Consider the following 14,944-nt stretch of genomic DNA (forward strand, 5'->3'; position numbering starts at 1 on the left):
GCGCAACCGGCCGGCCGGGCACGCATGCGCCCGCGCAACCGTTTCCGATTGACTTCCGTCAATCGTCATAGGAAGCCCGCTGATGCGGGAACGCAACATGCTCCGCGCGTCGGGACGTGTCAGCGGCCCGACGCGAGCGATGCCGGCGCGTTCGCGCGGCCACGGCCGGCAGGCGCGCCGCCCTGTTCGCCGTAGGTGGCGGCAAGCGCGTCGACGCGCGCCAGATGGTGATGGTTGTCGTGATCCCACGGATGGAAGCCCGGCCGGAAAAAACTCAGCCATTCGCCCGCGATGCGCGGGAACAGGCCACGACGGGGCCCGTACAGGAACGCGATCATCCGCAGCATGCCGCGCACGTGATGGCCGGCGCCGCGATCGCGCCACAGCAGCGTCGCATGCATCAGGAACACGGTCGGCCAGAACGTCAGCGTCGTCAGCAGATAGACGCCGATGCGGATCAGGTAGCGGCGCAGCCCCGGCTTCATCGCGGTATTCCACACGTCGAACGACACCGCCTTGTGCTCGGTTTCCTCGAGCGCGTGCCAGATCCACATCTGGCGGTAGCCTTCGACCGAACCGTCGAGGCGCGTCGGGTCGCGCAGCAGCCAGTCGGCGAGCATCGCCGTGTAGTGTTCCGCCGCGACCGTATGCGCGAGTTGCACCGAATGCGGCAGCTTGCGCTTCATGAAGGCGAGTACCGTCCAGACGCGCTTGTCGAGCTTGCGCGCGGGCAGGTGGTTCGCCTGCATCAGCTCGTTGTATTCGATGTGCTCGCGCGTGTGCATCGCCTCCTGGCCGATAAAGCCGAGCACCTGCTGCTTCAGCACCGGATCGTCGATCCGGTCGCGGTAATTGCGCACCGAATCCATGAAGAAGCGCTCGCCGGCCGGAAACAGCAACGACAGCGCGTTGAAGAAATGGGTCACGTGCGACCCGAGGCCATGCCAGTCCTTCGCACGTTCAACCGGCAGGTCGAAGCGCAGGTCGCGGCGCACCGGCATGATCCCGGCTGCGGTAGCGCAAGCGGCTGACTTCATGTTCATGGTTCTCCTGGTTCCGGAGCGGCCCGGCGCGTCATCCGACGCGGCCGGCGCGGGCCCGGGCGGCGCGTCGCGCACCGCCAAAATCTTGACATCGACAGATGTAAAGATAGGCTGCCCGCGCCGGCGGGCGCAAGCCGCGCGGTAGATGCGCGCTTCCAAACAGGGCACGGTCGGAAAGGCCGAAAAAACGGCGCTCGAGCGGCACCCGGACCGGCCGCGATTCGAACGCGGGGGCTGGCCGGAACGTGATGCACGACGCTCGGCCGCAGGTCCTGTCGGCTACCTGAAAGCCCCGTGGGACGGGCGTTTTGCGGCATCCGACGGCGGCCGGACGGAACGCGGCCGGCCGCCCCGGCAGCGCCGATTCATACGCGCCGCGCACTGGCCTGGTGCAACCGCGATCGTGCGGTTCGCGAAAAATTCAAACGCGCGTTCCAATCGTGTTGCGGGCGACCGCGGGCAAGGTGGTCCGCCGCCGCTCCCGATCCGCCTGCAGCGACGCAAAAACCACGCGCGCCGGCCCGCTGCGCGCTCGCCTACAATAGCGGTTTTACGCAACCCTCTTTCAGGAGAAGTCATGTCTGTCATCACGACCGAATCGGGCCTCAAATACGAAGACCTGACCGAAGGCACCGGCGCCGAAGCGCAAGCCGGCAAGACCGTCAGCGTCCACTACACGGGCTGGCTGACCGACGGTCAGAAATTCGATTCGAGCAAGGACCGCAACGACCCGTTCGCATTCGTGCTGGGCGGCGGCATGGTCATCAAGGGCTGGGACGAAGGCGTGCAGGGCATGAAGGTCGGCGGCGTGCGTCGCCTGACGATCCCGCCGCAACTCGGCTACGGCCCGCGCGGCGCAGGCGGCGTGATCCCGCCGAATGCGACGCTCGTGTTCGAAGTGGAACTGCTCGACGTCTGATCGCGCACCCGGCCGTTTCCTTCCGATGGAACGCATCGCCTCCCCCGCCATCGCGCTGCGCCGCTACGACACGTGCGAAGAGTCGGACGTGCACGACTTCCACCAGGTCGTGCTCGGCGTCGATGGCGCGATGGTGATGACGGTGGACGGGATCGGCCAGCGCATCGACCGGCACGCGGCCTGGCTGATTCCGGCCGGCGCGCGCCACGACTACGCGGGCCTCGGCGACAATCGCCAGCTCGTGATCGACCTGCCCGCGGCGTCGCTCGCGGTGCCGCAGCGGTTGTTCGACCGCGCGCGCGCCGTATCGATCGACCCGGCGCTGACGTCGCTCGTCGCGCAGGTCGCGGCCGCCGCCGTGCAACACGATGCGCCGGCCGGCGACGCAAGTCACGCAGCCGCGCACCGTTTCCAGTGGCAGGCTGCCGCGCGTCTGTGCGGCGCGCTGCTCGACGACGCCGGCATTGCCGCGCCCGCGTCGGGCCTCGATTTCACGCGCATCGACCGCTGGCTGCGCGCGCGGCTCGCGGAGCCGCTGCGCATCGCCGATCTCGCCGCGCATTGCGGCTACGGGATGCGCCGGTTTCATCAACTGTTCGTCGATGCATTCGGCGAAACACCGCATCGCTACCTGCAACGGCTGCGGCTCGACGCAGCGGTCGTGCTGCTCGCCGACGGCCGGCATCCGCTCGTCGACATCGCGGGCATGGTCGGCTTCGCGGACCAGAGCACGTTCACGCATGCGTTCACGAAGCGCTTCGGCGTCGCGCCCGGACGCTGGCGCGGCGAACGGCACTGAGCGCATCGCCCTCGCCGAGCACGCATCAACGCACGTAGCAAGCACGACGCAGCCGCGCCGGCATACGTATCGACGCTTCACCTCCCGCTGAAACATCGCCCGTCCGTCGCGCCCTACGATGGGTGCATGGATACGACCACACCCTCCTCCGCCTTCCCGCCCGCGCTGGCACGCGTCGTCGCGACCGTCAGCATCGGTTTCGTCGTCACGCAGCTCGACGTGACGATCGTCAACATCGCGCTCGCGCATCTCGCGGCCGACCTGCGCTTGCCGGTCGCCGGCCTGCAGTGGGTCGTCGATGCGTACACGCTCGCGTTCGCGGTCCTGATGCTGTCGGGCGGTGCGCTCGGCGATCGCTTCGGCGCGCGCCGCCTGTACATCGCGGGCCTCGTGCTGTTCGCACTCGCGTCGCTCGCGTGCGGCGCCGCACGCGCGCCTGCCATGCTGATCGCGGCCCGTGCGCTGCAGGGCGTCGGCGCCGCGGCGATGCTGCCCAATTCGCTCGCGCTGCTCAACGACGCGTGCCGGCACGACCCGCACCTGCGCGCCCGCGCGGTCGGCTGGTGGACGGCGGCCGGGTCGATCTCGATCGCGGCCGGCCCGGTGGTCGGCGGCCTGCTGATCGCCGCGTGGGGCTGGCGCGGCATCTTTCTCGTGAACCTGCCATTATGCGTGGCGGGGCTTGCAGCCGCCATCGCCTGGGTGCCTGCGCGCCGCGAGCACGCCGCACCATCGCGTGCGGTCCGCGAACTCGACCTGCGCGGCCAGCTCATCGCGATCGCGATGCTGACCGCGCTGACCGGCGCCGTGATCGAATGGCGGCCGCTCGGCTTCGCGCACCCGGTCGTTGCCGGCGGCTTCGGGTTCGCGGCACTCGCCGCGCTCGCCTTCGTCGCAGTCGAATCGCGCACGGCCACGCCGATGCTGCCGCTGTCGCTGTTCCGCCATCGCACGTTCAGCGCGGCCGTCCTGTTCGGGATCTGCGTGAACCTCACGTACTACGGCACCGTATTCGTGCTGGCGCTCTACCTGCAGCGTGCCCGCGGTGAATCGGCGTTGCAGGCCGGCCTCGCGTTCCTGCCGCTGACGGGCGGCTTCCTGCTGTCGAATCTCGCGAGCGGCCGCGTCGTCGCGCGTCACGGCCCGCGCGTGCCGATGCTGGCGGGCGCGCTCGTCGCCGCGCTCGGCTACGGATCGCTGCATTTCGTCGATGCATCGACGCCGCTCGCCGTGCTGCTCGTGCCGTTCCTGCTGATTCCGTCGGGCATGGGATTCGCGGTGCCGGCGATGACGACGGCCGTGCTCGCGTCGGTCGCGCCCGAACGGGCCGGCATCGCGTCGGCCGTGTTGAATACCGCGCGGCAGGCCGGCGGCGCGATGGGTGTCGCGGCATTCGGTGCGCTCGCGGGTGGCGGCGGCGCGTGGCAGGTCGTCAGCGGACTACGGATCGAAACGGCCGTGTCGGTCGCGCTGCTGGTCGCGGCCGCGCTGCTCGCGACGCTCGTGCGGCCCGACGCGCATCGCAGCGCGGCGCCCGCGCGTCACGCGATGCCGGCGGCCGATTGAGCGCGTGCGGTCATGCGTCGCCGGGGTCGGGGTCGGGGTCGATCAGGTGACGCGACGGAAACGCGTTCTGCTTGAAGTGGCTCTCCCCATGCTTCGCCGAAGTACCGAATATGCAGCCCGGCCCGCATCGGCGCGACATCGACGTGGTTGAAATCGGTCAGCTACAGCGGCTTCGCCGGATTCGCATGGTCGCGCCCGTCGTCGGCGCCTTCACTTTCGCCGTGGTCGTGGATACGGCGCGGCAAGTCGAGCAGCAGCCGATAGCCGGCGGAATCCAGCGAATGGGTCATGGCAATGCGGGGCCGGTCAACGACGATCGCATCAGTCTGGCCGACCGGCCGGTCGCCGCGCATCGCGCTCATTGCCGTGTCGCACCCGCTTCGTCGCCGATCTTCTTCACGACGGTCTCGGCCGCCTTCAACGGCCGGCCGTCGTCGTGCCGCAGTGCGAGCTTGCGGATCGCGCGCCCCGTGCCGCGATCGACCAGCACCGAATGCGGCTCGCCGCGCGCGAACAGATTCGCCTCGCCCCACTGCCGCAGCATCACGATGACGGGAAACAACCCCTCGCCCTTTTTCGTCAGCGCGTACTCCTGATACGCGGTGCCGTCCGACGCCGGCACGACGTCGAACACGCCGGCGTCCACCAGCATCTTCAGCCGGTCGGACAGGACGTTGCTCGCGACGCCGAGGCTCGCGCGGAAATCGCCGAACCGCCGCACGCCGTCGAACGCATCGCGCACGATCAGCAACGCCCAGCGATCACCGACGATATCCGTCGCCCGCGCCACCGGGCACGGCGAATCCGCAAGACTTTTCTGCCTGGCCATGTTCCTCTCCGCAATCGTGCCGGCCGCCCTCGCGGCAGTGCCGGCCATCCGTGCCCGAGCTGTCGCCCGCCGCACAACAAGTTGCATTTTAAAACTACTTTTCCTACACTCACACTAGTTTTAATTTGCAACTACATTGCGTGAGGGAACCCATGGCGTCTTCCTGTCATTCCAGCACCGTTGCTTCAACCGAGCCGGCACATGCAACGCATCCGGCCGATGGCGACCACCTGTCCTCGGCACGCGTCGCATTGCTGGCCGTCTGCTGTGCGGCGAGCGTCGCGAACGTCTATTACGCCCAGCCGCTGCTCGATTCGATCGCGCGGGATTTCGGCATGTCGCAGGCGGCCGTCGGCGGTGTCATCACCGCGACGCAGCTCGGCTGTGCGCTCGCGCTGCTGTTCGTCGTGCCGCTCGGCGATCTGCTGAACCGCAAGCGTCTGATCACCGTGCAGCTTCTGCTGCTGACGGCGGCCTGCATCGGCGTCGCCGCATCGTCGACGCGCGTCGCGCTGCTGGCGGGGATGGTCGCGGTCGGGCTGCTCGGCACCGCCATGACACAAGGGCTGATCGCGTGCTCGGCCGCGCTCGCGGGCGCCGGCGAACGCGGGCGCGTGGTGGGCGCCGCCCAGGGCGGCGTCGTGGTCGGGCTGCTGGCCGCGCGCTCGCTGGCCGGCGTCGTCACGGACTTCGCGGGATGGCGGGCCGTCTACCTCGTGTCGGGTGCGCTCGCGATCGCGATGCTCGTCGTGCTGTCGCGGCTGTTGCCCGACACGAACGCACCCCGCGTGCGCATCGGCTACGCGGCGCTGCTGAAGTCGATGGTGTCGTTGTTGCGCCATGAACGCGTGCTGCGCGTACGCGGTGCCATCGCGCTGCTGATGTTCGCCGCGTTCAGCATCTTCTGGAGCGCGCTCGTACTCCCGCTGAGCGCCCCGCCACATTCGATGTCGCATACGCAGATCGGTGCATTCGGCCTCGTCGGCGCGCTGGGTGCGGCGGCCGCCGCCCGCGCAGGCCGGCTCGCGGATCGCGGGCGCGGCGAAGCGACGACCGGCGCCGCGCTCGCGCTGCTCGCGTGCTCCTGGCTGCCGCTCGCATTCGGCGACACGTCGATTGCGTGGTTGATCGTCGGCATCGTGCTGCTCGACGTCGGCGGCCAGGCTGTCCACGTCGTCAACCAGAGCATGATTCTCGGCGCTCGGCCCGATGCGCACGCGCGCCTCGTCGGCTGCTACATGCTGTTCTACTCGGTCGGCAGCGGACTCGGCGCGATCGCGTCGACGATGATGTATGCGCGCGCCGGATGGACGGGCGTCTGCGCGCTTGGCGCGATCGTGAGCATGGCCGCGCTCGGCGCATGGGCCGCGACGCTCAGGCGCGCGTGATGCGCGCCGGCCATCCCGATCGAACGGAACAAGCCGGCCCGCCCTCGTCGGGCGGCCGGCACGCGAACCGGCCACACGCATGCGCCGGCCCGGCTTCAGGTTCGGCGCGCAGGTTGCGCGCCGCGGCGTTCAGCCTGCCGCCTGGATCGCCTCTTCGTACACGCCGGCGACGCGTCGCGCGATCACCGCGTTGTCGAAATGATCACGCGCGTAGCGCTTGCATGCGGCTTCATCGGGCAGCGCGATCGCACCCGACAGCGCGCCGCCGAGCCCTTCCGCGATCGCATCCGCGCCCGTCGACGGCAACACGAGATCGTTCGACAACCCGGCGACCGCCTCCGGCAGCCCGCCGACCGGCGTCACCAGCACGGGTGTGCCGGACGCCAGCGATTCGACGGTGATCAGCCCGAAACCTTCGAGCGCGACCGTCGGCACGACGCTGACCGTCGCCGCGCGGTACAGCGCCGCGAGATGGTTGTCGGGCACGAAGCCGAGCAGCTTCACGTTGTCCTGCAACCCGGCATCGTCGATGCGCTGCTGCAGTTCCTCGCCGATCTTGCCCTTGCCGGCGATCAGCAGCAGCACGTCCGGGTGACGGTGCTTGACGAGGCCGATCGCGTCGATCAGGTCCTCCAGCCCCATGCGCCGCACGAGCCGGCGCACGGCCAGCACGATCGGCCGGTCCTGCGGCAGCTGCAGCTTGTGCCGCGCCTCGGCGGGCGTGAGCGGCGTATCGAACTGCGCGGTATCGACACAGCCGGGAATCACCCGCACGCGCGACGGATCGATCCCGTAGCGGTTCGTCAGGATCTGGCCGAACGCTTGCGACAGCACGATCAGCCGCGACGAGCGCGTATAGACGGCCTGTTCGAGATAGCGCTTCGCGCGCTGGCCCAGTGACGCGGCGCCCTCGACCTGACTTTCGTCGGCCCACGGCCCCTGAAAGTGCGACACCTGCGGAATCCCGCGCGTGACGTCGAGTCCCGGGAACGTGTACAGCGCGAAGTGCGACGAGATCACGTCCGGCCGTTCGCTGCGGATCTCGTCGCGCAGCGCGCGCCGCGCGGCGAGCATCCGGCGCGCGAGCGGCTCCGACGCGGGACCGAAGCCCTGGATCGCGCCGCCCGTGTCGTCGGCGACCTTCGGCGAGCCGGCGACGAGCCCGCGCACCTCGACGCCCGCGCCCGGCAGCGCACCGACGAGCGAGTAATACATCCGGTCGAGGCCGCCCGCGCGTTCGGGGAACCAGTGCATGCCGATTTGCAACGATTTGATCGGCCGGGAAGATTGAGACATCACGACTGCTCCTGCGTGACTGCATGCTCGACCCGCTCGAAGGCGGACGGCTGCGTGGGTTGGCCGATGCGCCGGTAAAGCGCGACGTACTGGGCACCCATATGCGCCCAGCCGAAACGGGTCATCAGTTCGCGGGCCGCGTCGCCCATCGCGCGGCAGGTGTCGCGCGACGCCGCGAGCGAGCCGATCGCCTGCGCGAGCGCGGCCGGATCGTCCGGGTCCTCCAGCACGATCCCGCATTCGCGCGTGATGATTTCCGCGCCGCCCGCCGTGCGCGCGGTGACGACCGGCAAGCCGGCCGCCATCGCCTCCAGCAGCGACAGGCTCATCGCTTCGTAGCGCGACGGGAAGACATACGCGTCGACCGAGCGCATCAGCGTCGGCATGTTTTTCACGAGGCCGAGGAAATGCACGCGCGAATCGATGCCGAGCGCGCGCGCCTCTTCCGGATACGGGCTGCCGGGCAGATAGCCGGCCACCGCCAGATGCACGTTCGCCGGCAGTTTCGTCAGCGCCCTCAGCACGGTGCCGAGGTTCTTGCGCGGCGTGCGCAGGTCGCCGACGAACAGCAGCAGGAACGCGTCGTCCGGCAGCTTGAACGCCGCACGATCGGCCTGCGCACCGGCGAACGCGCTGCCGTCGACGCCGTTGTAGATCACGCTGATCTTGCGGCTGTCGATGCCGAGCCCGGCGATCTCGTCGGCCACCTTCTGCGACACGGCCGTGATCGCGCGCGAGCGCTTGTACGCCCAGCGCTCGAGCGTGGTGTTCACGCGCGTATAGACGTACTGGTAAGCCGACCAGATGCCCTTCGTCGGCCCGAACGGATAGTACGGACTCTTGAACCAGCCGCCGTGCACGAAGTGCGCGGTGTTCACGTCGGCCTTGATCCACGAGATGAAGCCGTTCACGTGCAGCACGTCGTATTCGCCGCGGTGCGCGCGCAGCCAGGCCGCGCTCTTCAGCGCGAACACCTGCTGCTTGACGAGATTCGACGGCCAGAAGCCGCCGACCTTCACGGGCACCCAGCGCACGCGCGGGTCGGCCAGCAGCTCGGGCGCGACATGCGACGCGACCAGCGTGACTTCGTAGTTCTCGGCCAGCGCCGCGCGCGCGATTTCGTAATTGACGCGGCCCTGCCCGTCGTTATGTCGCACGACGTGCGTGACGATCGCGATTCTCAATGGTCGCCTCCCCGTGAATGCGCGACGGCCAGCAGGCGTTGTGCCTTTTGCCAGTGCGCCGCGGCTAGTATCGAAAAAATGGCTGTGAACATCAGCAGGCCGCCCGTGCCGATCAGCGAGTTCGTGAACACGAGCATCGCGAAAGTCGACAGGCACAGGCTCAGGCACGCGCCGACGAACTTGTCCTTGCGCAGCTTGAATGCCGCGCGCAGCGTGCGGCCGAACAGCATCACGACGCCGGCGAGGTAGAGCAGCGTGCCGGGCCAGCCGAGCACGAACGGCACGTTCATCACGCCGCTGTCGAAGCTGCCGTACTTGCCGAGCTCGCCGCTGTCGCTGGACAGCTTCGTGGAGGCGCCCGTCGCGCCCATCCCTTCGCCGGCGACGTCGGTAAACGCCGTCTGCGCGAAGGTGGCGTAGAACTTGTTGCGGTCGTCGTAGCTGCGGTCGTCCTTCAGGTTCGTGATCGACTGCAGACGCGCGCCGAGACGGTCGGCCACCGGCCCGACGGTCAGGAGCGGCACGCAGAGCCCGACCAGCACGACGCCGCTGATCAGGATCCGCATCCGCACGCGGTTGTTCGACTGCGCGAGCTGGATCGCGAGCGCGATCACCCAGCCGCCCCACGTCGAGCGCACGAGACACAGCGCGAACGACACGAAGCCGGCCGCCCCCGCGAACCAGCGGATCTTCTGCGGCGCCGCGAACACGAACACCAGCGCACCCATGATCGCGAACGCGAACGGCCCGGACGAATTCATCGTGCTGAACACGCGCACGCCGTACGGCACCGGCTCGCCCTGCGAACCCATGTCGGACCCGATCATCCACAGCACGTCCCACTGTGGCATCACGAAGTACTGCACGACGCCGTACAGGCCCATCACGAGCATGCCCCACATGAACGTGGACAGCAGCACGTCGCGGTACTCGGGATAGTCGCGCGCGTTGACCATGATGTGGAAACCGATCAGCACCGGATACACCCAGTTCGCCAGGTCATAGGTCGCGGCCATCACGCCGCTCGACACGATCCCGACGAGGTACGCGTACGTGAGCCCGAACAGCATCAGCAGGATGGGAATCCCGCGGCGCTGCGCGAGCACGCGGTAATGCCGGATCAAACCCAGGCCGGCGATCATCGTCACCGCGAGCGGCGCGACCTGGATCAGGCTCGTCGGCGTGAACGCGCCCTTCGACCAGTCGGCGAGCCGCCGCACTTCCGGGCTCAGGAACCACACCCACCACATGAAGCCGACGTAGCGCGCCGGGCTCTTGAAATACAGCCAGATGCCGACCGCGATGGCCAGCACCGGAAACGCGAGCGTCAGCACCTTGCCCTGGTGAATGGCGATCAGCGCGGCGGTGAAGGACCACAGCGCGGCCTGCCCGACCCAGTGCTTCGGCTCGGGTAGCCGACTGCGCTTGCGTGACGGTGCGCGTTCAGCGGTAATCGTACTCATCGATCGGCTCTCACCGCGACGACGGGCGCGAATCCGCGAGCGGCATCGCGACGCCCGCGGCGGCCGGCGTACGGCGCCGGCGCAGCATGTCGCGCGTGATCCGCACGTGCTGCTCGGCGAACGCCTGCGTGGTCAGGTCGCGATCGCGCAGGCACGCGGCGGCTGCCCGCGCGCAGTCGAGCGCCGCCGCCGGGTCGGCGACGAAGCGGTCGGCGGCCTGGCGCATCGCCTGCGCGTCGAACGCCGGCACATACGCGGCCGTGTCGTGCGGGAAGTAGTCGCTGAGCCCGCCGACATCGGACACGATCATCGGCTTGCCGACGGCCGCCGCCTCGAGCATCACGGTGATGCCCGACGCGTGGAAATTCGGCCGCAGCGGCACGACGATCACGTCGGCCCATGCATACAGTTCGTGCTGCTTCGCGAGCCCCGACGCCGAGCCGATCTTCACGTTCGGCGCATGCCATTCGCGCGGCACGCGGCGGCGCGTCGCGAGCCGCACGTCGTAGCGCTCGTCGCCGCCGAACGCGGCGAGGAAGGTGCGCCAGTCGCGGTCGCGGTCGTTGCCGATCGCCGCGATCCGCAACGGCCGGTTCGGCTTCCATTGCTGCGGCTCGGTCAGCGGAAAATCCTGCGTGTTCAGCCCGTAGTAGACGAACTCGGCTTCGCGGCCGAGATAGCGGCGGCACAGGTCGGCGTTGTCGCGCGCCAGCGTGGTCAGCGCGTCGGCGCGCTTGAGCAGCTTGCGGTACAGCCAGCGGCGCGGGCCACCGAAGCTGCCCCACTTGTCGAACAGCCACACGCTCTGCGCGAGCAGCAGCGGGCGCTTGCCCTGTGTGCCGGCAAGCTTCAGGACCAGCGAGGCCGCCAGATGCTCCTGTTCCGTGTGCGTCCAGATCACGTCGGTGTTCAGCAGTGCGGCGCGATTGCGCCACGCATGCACGACGTCGAAGCCGAGCGCCGCCTTCAGCGCGCGGCGCGCGAGGCCGGCGACACGGTTCTCGCCGCCGTCCTGCGAATAGGTCAGCCGGAATTCGTCGGATTCGGCGTGGTGATAGCCGTACAGGCAGCCGATGTTCTCGCCTTTCCGGTAGGTACGCGGATCGGCGCCGTAAAACAGATGGACATGGACCTTGGTTGCAGTCATTCGAGCCCTTCTCCGGGTTCGGCCGCGCGGTGTTGCGCGCGCAGCACGTTCAAGACGTCACCGGCGGCATCGCCGCGCGGTGGGGGGCAAGGTTCGCGCGGCGGGCGTCGCGCGCCCCGCGGCGCACCGCGCGCCAGTGCTCGCGGATCCGCTCGCGCTTCGTCGTATGCAGCGACAGCAGCACGTGTGCGAAGCCCGGGTAGACGCGCGTACCGACCAGCGTCCACCACCACCACGCGATCTCGCGCCGCAACGGCGGCAGGTGTTCGCGCAGGATCAGGTGCAGGTTGTACGCGCCGTTGCTGATCGCATTCAGCGACGCGGCATCGCGCCGGTCGTCGTCGAAGCGTTCCGCCGGATAATGATCGACCGCGATCGCCGGGTCGTAGACGAGCTTCCACCCTTCGCGCTGCACGTGCATGCTGAAACCCATGTCGTTGTGCACCTGCGCGCCGGCGCCGCGCAGCCGCGTGTCGAAGCGCAGCCGCTCGATCGCGGCGCGGCGATAGCTCATGTTCGCGCCTTTCAGCATGTCGACTTCGCGTGCGCCGCCGACGCCGAGATGATGATTGCCGACGATCTTGCCGGACAGCGTGAGCTGGCCGACGAGTTCGCGCGATTCGTCGAGCACGCGGCCCTTCTCGTGGACCCAGTCGCGCCCGCCGACCGCGCCCACGCGCGGATCGGCCTCGAATACCGATTCGACGCGCGCAAGCCAGTCGGGGTGCGGCGCCGCATCGTCGTCGGTGATGGCCACGATGTCGCCGTGCGCGGAGTCGAGCCCCTTGTTCAGCGCGGCGACCTGCCCCGGCACGTCGACCGCCACGATGCGCAGCGGCAGTGCGCCGCCGACCGCCGGATCGGCGAGCCGCTCGTGCGTGGCGTCGTCCTCCGGGCGCGCGACGACGATTACCTCGTCGGGCAGCCGCTGCTGCCGCTGCAGCGCCAGCAGGCAGCGCGCGAGGTCGGCAGGACGCCGGTAGGTCGGAACGAGCACGGAAATTTTCATCGATGGTTCTCCAGTCGGCCGGGTGGGCAGCACGCGCTGCCCGCCCGGTTACGCGCCAGATGGATCAGGCGCTCAGGTATTCATGCACGGCCGCATAGCCGCGGCCGTAGCCGCGCGCCTTCGGCGGCACGCCGTTGAAGATCCCGCCTTCCAGGTCGACACCCGCGGTGCGCAGGCGCTTGATCGCATCGGCGATCTCGCCTTCGGTATGCATGCCCGAACGCAGCACGAGGAACGTCGAGCCGGCCATGCGGCCGATGATCGTCGCGTCGGTCACTGCCAGCACCGGCGGCGAATCGATCAGCACGACGTCGTAGCGCTTGCCGAGCCCTTCGAGGTATTGCGGCAGGCGCGTCGACATCAGCAGCTCCGACGGGTTCGGCGGACGCGTGCCGGCCGAGATGAACGACAGGCCCTGCACCGGCGTCTCGCGCACGGCGTCCTCGAGCGCCGACTGGTCGCTCAGCAGCTCGGACAGGCCCGGCTGCGAGGTCAGGCCGAAGTAGCGGTCGAGCAGGCCGCGGCGCATGTCGGCGTCGATCAGCAGCACGCGCTTGCCCGAATGCGCGAGCAGCACCGCGAGGTTGACCGTCAGGAAGCTCTTGCCGATGCCGGGCGTCGGGCCCGTCAGCACGATCACGCGGTTCTTCGCGTCCATCATCGCGAACTGCATCGCGGTGCGCAGGCTGCGCAGGCTCTCGACGCTGAGATCCTTCGGGCGCAGGCTCGCGAGGATCGGCCGTGCGCGGCTGCCGCTCTTCTCGGCCACCGCGTCGAGCTTCACCTGCTCGGCGCTTTGCGGCACCAGCCCGTACAGCGGCAGGTTGAACGCGCGCTCGATGCGGTCCGGATCCTCGATGCCCTGGAACATGTTGCGGCGCAGGAACACGACGCCGGTGCCGAGGATCAGCCCAAGGAATACCGCGGCCGACAGGATCAGCACCTTCTTCGGCTTGACCGGATCGCCCGGACGCAGCGCCGAATCGACGAGGTGGATGTTGCCGCCCGTGCCGGCCTTCTGCACCGACAGCTCCTGCACGCGGTTCAGCAGCAGCACGTAGATGTCCTCGGCGACCTTCGCGTCACGCTGCAGCTGGACGGCCTTCACTTCGGTGGCCGGCAGGCTGCGGAAGCGGTTGCTGAACTTGTCCTTCTCGCCCTGCAGCTCGGCGAGCTGCTGCTTGGCCGCGATCACCATCGGATGCGAATCGGTGAAGCGCTGCGCGAGCGATGCGAGCTGCAGGCGCTGCGCGGCGATCTGCTGCTCGTACTGCACGCTGCCTTCGAGGTAGACCTTCGCCTCGTCGCTCGCGTTGATCGAGCCCGACGTGCGCTGGTACTGCGTCAGCGCGGCTTCCGCGCGTTCGAGGTCGGACTTCAGGCGCGGTTCCTCGCCCTTCAGGAAGTCGAGCATCTTGGTCGCTTCGGCCTGCTTCGCGACCACGTGCTGGTTCAGGTACGACTGCGCGAGCGCGTTCGCGATCGCGGCGGTCTGGTCCGGGTCCTTGCCTTCGAGCGAGATCTGCACGACGCCCGTCTGCTTGCCCTGCTCGGTCACCTGGATGCCGGTCTGGAAGCCGCTGATCGCGTCGAGATCGTTGTAGCGGACCACCGTGAACTGCGTGCCGGGACGCGCGACCAGCTTCGACACGAGCAGCGTCACGCCGCCGCCCTGCGTCGATTCGCCGACCTGGCCCGACAGCAACCGCGTGCCGTTCTGGTCGACCAGCGAATAAGTCCCGTTCGGGCCGGCCGTCAGCGTCAGCTTCTTGCCTTCGAGCGCGGGCACGACGCTGATCGAATCGACGTCGGCAATTTCACCGCCCCATGCATACGATTTCAGGCCGAGCCACGGTCGGGCCGGCGTACCCGGCGACGCGACGCGCGCGGCGAGGCTGCCGATCACCGGCAGCGTCTTCGGCACGACCGAGAAATTCAGCTTGAACTGCTCGACCACCGGCGCGACCACGCCGCGGCTCTTGATGATCTCGATTTCCGCGTCGGTCTGCGCCTGCTGCGGGCCGGTGTTGATCGTCGCACCGGTCTGCGTCTGCGTGAGCGCCTGCGACGTGTTGTCGTTGCTCTCGACCCGCACGTGCACGTCGGCCTGATACACCGGCTTCGCGATATAGCAGTAGAGGCCGGCGAGCGCGACGACCGTCACCGCGATGCCGAGCAGCAGCCAGATGTCGTCCATGATCACCTGGAGCAACTGGCCGAGGACGACGTCCTCTTCCTCGGTTTTCACGGACAGATCCGCGTAGGAGTGTTTCGCTTGCGTGTTCACCATTCGTTCCCGCT

Annotated in this window: 13 protein-coding genes; 4 read left to right on the plus strand and 9 right to left on the minus strand. The window is 68.9% G+C overall.

Translation table 11 applies throughout. The annotated features are described in order from the left end of the window. Positions 1-119: 119 nt before the first annotated feature. Positions 120-1,037, minus strand: a complete 918-nt coding sequence (locus KEC55_RS22945; protein ID WP_282511123.1) for a metal-dependent hydrolase — start codon at positions 1,035-1,037, stop codon at positions 120-122. A gap of 583 nt (positions 1,038-1,620) precedes the next feature. On the opposite strand from KEC55_RS22945, the gene KEC55_RS22950 reads away from it, so the two are divergent. The 3 genes from KEC55_RS22950 to KEC55_RS22960 all read left to right on the plus strand — a co-directional run bounded on the left by KEC55_RS22950 (position 1,621) and on the right by KEC55_RS22960 (position 4,327). Next, a complete protein-coding gene (locus tag KEC55_RS22950; RefSeq protein ID WP_006479474.1) occupies positions 1,621-1,962 on the plus strand; it encodes an FKBP-type peptidyl-prolyl cis-trans isomerase in 342 nt (113 codons plus the stop codon). A gap of 25 nt (positions 1,963-1,987) precedes the next feature. Beyond that, positions 1,988-2,761 (plus strand): helix-turn-helix transcriptional regulator, encoded by a 774-nt coding sequence (locus KEC55_RS22955; protein WP_282511128.1) that lies wholly within the window; start codon positions 1,988-1,990, stop codon positions 2,759-2,761. Positions 2,762-2,887: 126 nt separating this feature from the next. Then, on the plus strand, positions 2,888-4,327 hold the full coding sequence (locus KEC55_RS22960) for an MFS transporter (protein WP_282511130.1): 1,440 nt from the start codon (positions 2,888-2,890) through the stop codon (positions 4,325-4,327). Between the two features lie 161 nt (positions 4,328-4,488). On the opposite strand, the gene KEC55_RS22965 is transcribed toward KEC55_RS22960, so the two are convergent. Together KEC55_RS22965 and KEC55_RS22970 are read right to left on the minus strand one after the other, a co-directional pair. Continuing rightward, positions 4,489-4,689 carry a hypothetical protein gene (locus KEC55_RS22965; protein ID WP_282511132.1) on the minus strand — a complete coding sequence of 67 codons (201 nt, stop codon included), beginning with the start codon at positions 4,687-4,689 and terminating at the stop codon, positions 4,489-4,491. Further along, positions 4,686-5,156 (minus strand): winged helix-turn-helix transcriptional regulator, encoded by a 471-nt coding sequence (locus KEC55_RS22970; RefSeq protein WP_282511134.1) that lies wholly within the window; start codon positions 5,154-5,156, stop codon positions 4,686-4,688. The genes KEC55_RS22965 and KEC55_RS22970 overlap by 4 nt, the downstream gene beginning before the upstream one ends. Positions 5,157-5,308: 152 nt before the next feature. Between KEC55_RS22970 and KEC55_RS22975 the strand changes: the two genes are divergently transcribed. Next, on the plus strand, positions 5,309-6,544 hold the full coding sequence (locus KEC55_RS22975) for an MFS transporter (RefSeq protein WP_282511136.1): 1,236 nt from the start codon (positions 5,309-5,311) through the stop codon (positions 6,542-6,544). A gap of 129 nt (positions 6,545-6,673) precedes the next feature. Here KEC55_RS22975 and KEC55_RS22980 read toward each other — a convergent pair whose 3' ends face one another. The 6 genes from KEC55_RS22980 to KEC55_RS23005 form a co-directional block, all read right to left on the minus strand. Next, positions 6,674-7,840 carry a glycosyltransferase family 4 protein gene (locus KEC55_RS22980; RefSeq protein WP_282511138.1) on the minus strand — a complete coding sequence of 389 codons (1,167 nt, stop codon included), beginning with the start codon at positions 7,838-7,840 and terminating at the stop codon, positions 6,674-6,676. Beyond that, positions 7,840-9,024 carry a glycosyltransferase family 4 protein gene (locus tag KEC55_RS22985; RefSeq protein ID WP_282511139.1) on the minus strand — a complete coding sequence of 395 codons (1,185 nt, stop codon included), beginning with the start codon at positions 9,022-9,024 and terminating at the stop codon, positions 7,840-7,842. Before KEC55_RS22985 ends, KEC55_RS22980 begins: the two co-directional genes overlap by 1 nt. Beyond that, the gene (locus tag KEC55_RS22990; protein WP_282511141.1) at positions 9,021-10,487 is read right to left on the minus strand and encodes an O-antigen ligase family protein; all 1,467 of its coding nucleotides are present in this window, start codon (positions 10,485-10,487) and stop codon (positions 9,021-9,023) included. The genes KEC55_RS22985 and KEC55_RS22990 overlap by 4 nt, the downstream gene beginning before the upstream one ends. A gap of 10 nt (positions 10,488-10,497) precedes the next feature. Continuing rightward, positions 10,498-11,634, minus strand: a complete 1,137-nt coding sequence (locus KEC55_RS22995; protein ID WP_282511142.1) for a glycosyltransferase family 4 protein — start codon at positions 11,632-11,634, stop codon at positions 10,498-10,500. A 49-nt stretch (positions 11,635-11,683) separates the two neighbouring features. Beyond that, complete coding sequence (locus tag KEC55_RS23000; RefSeq protein ID WP_282511144.1) at positions 11,684-12,643, minus strand: glycosyltransferase family 2 protein; 960 nt, start codon at positions 12,641-12,643, stop codon at positions 11,684-11,686. A gap of 64 nt (positions 12,644-12,707) precedes the next feature. After that, positions 12,708-14,933 (minus strand): polysaccharide biosynthesis tyrosine autokinase, encoded by a 2,226-nt coding sequence (locus KEC55_RS23005; protein WP_282511146.1) that lies wholly within the window; start codon positions 14,931-14,933, stop codon positions 12,708-12,710. Positions 14,934-14,944 lie beyond the last annotated feature (11 nt).

Source organism: Burkholderia cepacia (assembly GCF_029962485.1).
Classification (GTDB): Bacteria; Pseudomonadota; Gammaproteobacteria; order Burkholderiales; family Burkholderiaceae; genus Burkholderia.